This is a genomic window from Sutterella sp., assembly GCF_030539355.1.
Classification (GTDB): Bacteria; Pseudomonadota; Gammaproteobacteria; order Burkholderiales; family Burkholderiaceae_F; genus Sutterella.
The window spans coordinates 1-2312 of record NZ_JAUNSF010000165.1; the positions used below are offsets into that span (position 1 = coordinate 1).

General features: G+C 64.4%; 3 protein-coding genes. 1 reads left to right on the forward strand and 2 read right to left on the reverse strand.

Annotated features, from left to right (window positions below; all coding sequences use genetic code 11):
* Positions 1–143: 143 nt before the first annotated feature.
* Positions 144–1013: an AraC family transcriptional regulator gene (locus Q4F91_RS13060; protein WP_303338169.1), complete on the forward strand. Its 870-nt coding sequence runs from the start codon at positions 144–146 to the stop codon at positions 1011–1013.
* A 53-nt stretch (positions 1014–1066) separates the two neighbouring features.
* On the opposite strand, the gene Q4F91_RS13065 is transcribed toward Q4F91_RS13060, so the two are convergent.
* Complete coding sequence (locus Q4F91_RS13065) at positions 1067–1549, reverse strand: prolyl-tRNA synthetase associated domain-containing protein (protein ID WP_303338170.1); 483 nt, start codon at positions 1547–1549, stop codon at positions 1067–1069.
* Between the two features lie 103 nt (positions 1550–1652).
* Positions 1653–2312, reverse strand: a 660-nt coding sequence (locus Q4F91_RS13070) for a GntR family transcriptional regulator (protein ID WP_303338171.1), incomplete at its 5' end; no start/stop codon positions are given.

A 2312-nucleotide genomic window follows, 5' to 3' on the forward strand; every position in this document is an offset into this window, starting at 1 on the left:
GGCGCCCGCGCCGGGGTGCGAAGAAAATACAAAATACATCTCTGCCTACGAGCAGAGGCGACCGGAAATCCGTGCGACAAGAGCCGTATTCCGGCGCACAAACAAATCCGTCTCAGAACCGTTTTTTTCCTGCCACGAACCCCATGGACAAGGATCATGTAAACCACACTCCCGGCACGGACTTCCCCTGGCGCTTCGCAGACGTGACGATCGACCCCGCTCTGCCGGGACGCCCGGACTTCCGGCTCCTCCCCCGGCTCGACGACCTGCAGTTTCTCCTCGTTCTCGAGGGCAGCCTCGAACTGCGCACCGCCGCGAGCCAGATGCAGATGCGCGCGGGCGAGGCCGTCTTCATCAACCGCGGGACGGTGCACGACCTCGTTCCCGCCGGCCGCTGCCGTTACCGCTCATTCACGTTCCCCGAGCATTTCCTCACTTTCTACGAGGGAAGCCCCGCGAAGGCCTTCGTCGAGCGCGTCACGCGCGCCGCGGACATCCCCTTCATTCATTTCACGGGCCACGAGCCCTGGCACTCGCGGATCGTCGTGCGCCTCGAGATGCTCGCCGAGACGGAGCGCCTCAGCACCGAGTTCCACGACTACGAGATCCTCTCCGGCCTCACGGGGCTCTGGCTTGACATGATCCGTATGACGGAGGTGCCGGCCCACTCCGCGGGCTCCGGCGAGGGCAATGAGCGCATGGGGAGGATGCTCGCCTTCATTGACGCGCACTGCGCCGAGGAGATCACGCCGGAGAACCTTGCGACCGCCGCCGGGGTGACCGAGGCGGAGTGCGTGAAGTGCTTCCGCCGCGCCACGGGCACGACGCCGGGGCGGTACCTCACCGAATTCCGGCTCGCGAAGGCGGCGGAGCTCCTTTCAGAGACCGACATGCCGGTGGCGCGCGTGGGCGAGGCGGTGGGCATCGGCAGCCCGAGTCACTTCGGCCGGTGCTTCCGCGAGAAGACCGGGCACACGCCGCGCGAATGGCGGCAGCTCTTCGGGAGGAAGTGACGGAACGCCCGGCATCCGAGGAGGCCGGGCGCCGTGACCTGTGAGGGAGCGGATCAGAGTTCCACGACCTCGACGGTGTTGCCGTGGTCGCGGAGGATGTCGATGAGGTCCGAGGTCCTGAGCCACACGGTGGCGGTGTTGTCATTCGGGTGCATGCCGATGCGCCCGAGGTCGACGAGATCCTTGTCAATGAAGCAGTGGACCTTGCGCTCCTCGTCCTTCAGGATCCCGAGGGGCGAGACCGAGCCGGCCGTGAGGCCGAGGATCGAGAGAAGCTCGTCGGCGGTGGTGAAGGAAAGGCGCTTGGTGCCGTGCTTCGCGCGGAAGAGCTTCAGGTCGACGCGTTTTTCGCCCTGCACCGTGATGAGAAAGAAGTTCCTGGCGGAGTCCCGCACGAACAGGTTCTTGGCGTTGGCCTCCGGGTACGGGAGGTCAATGTGCGAGACCTCCGCCATGTTGAAGACGGCCGGGTGGTTCGTGATTTCGTACTCGATGCCGCGGGCATTGAGGTACGCGTAGGTTTCCTCTTTGGTCATGATTTCTGGGGATACTGGTGCCGGGAGAGCCCGGTCACGATACCACAGCCCGGCGGGCGGCCGCCTCGGGCATTCGCAGGATGTGCGCCTTCTTCTGCCGGCTCTATTCGATGTCGAACTCGATGCGAATCCGCTGCGGCTCGAAGTGATGAATGCGCACCTCGACGGGGCTCCTGCCCCAGGTCTTCGAGAGCCGGCGGATCGTCACGCTGTTCTTCCACTCGGGCATCTGCAGGCGGTCGAAGTCAGGGCTTTTGAGTTCGTTCCAGGTGACCGCGCACTTCTGGCTCGTGATCACCACGCCGAACTCCCTGTCATAGAACTGGTAGAGCGAATCCGTCGGGAGAAAACGGTCCTCGAAGCGCTGCCGCGTCATCCCCTTGAAGAGACCGGGGTGCAGGTAGATCTCGTCCACGGCGGTGAGCGTCCTGATCGGGCCCGTGTTCCTGTAGAAGTGCCTGAGCAGATACGTCACCAAAGTGCCCTCGGGAACCTTGAGCGACGCCGCGATGCTGCCCGTCACCGGGACGGTCTCGACCTTGACCAGTCGCCGTTCGTCGTAGTCCCTGATGTGAACGCCGTCCTGTCTGACGATCTGGAAGTGGTTGAAGTACCCGGTGTTGCGGTAGGAGTTGACGAAGGTACCCGTGCCGCCGCGCTTCACGAGGATCGAGTCCGCGACGAGTGTCTCGACGGCCTTGCGGATGGTGCCGACCGAAACGCCGAACTGGGCGGAGAGTTCGCTCTCCGACGGAATCTGCGC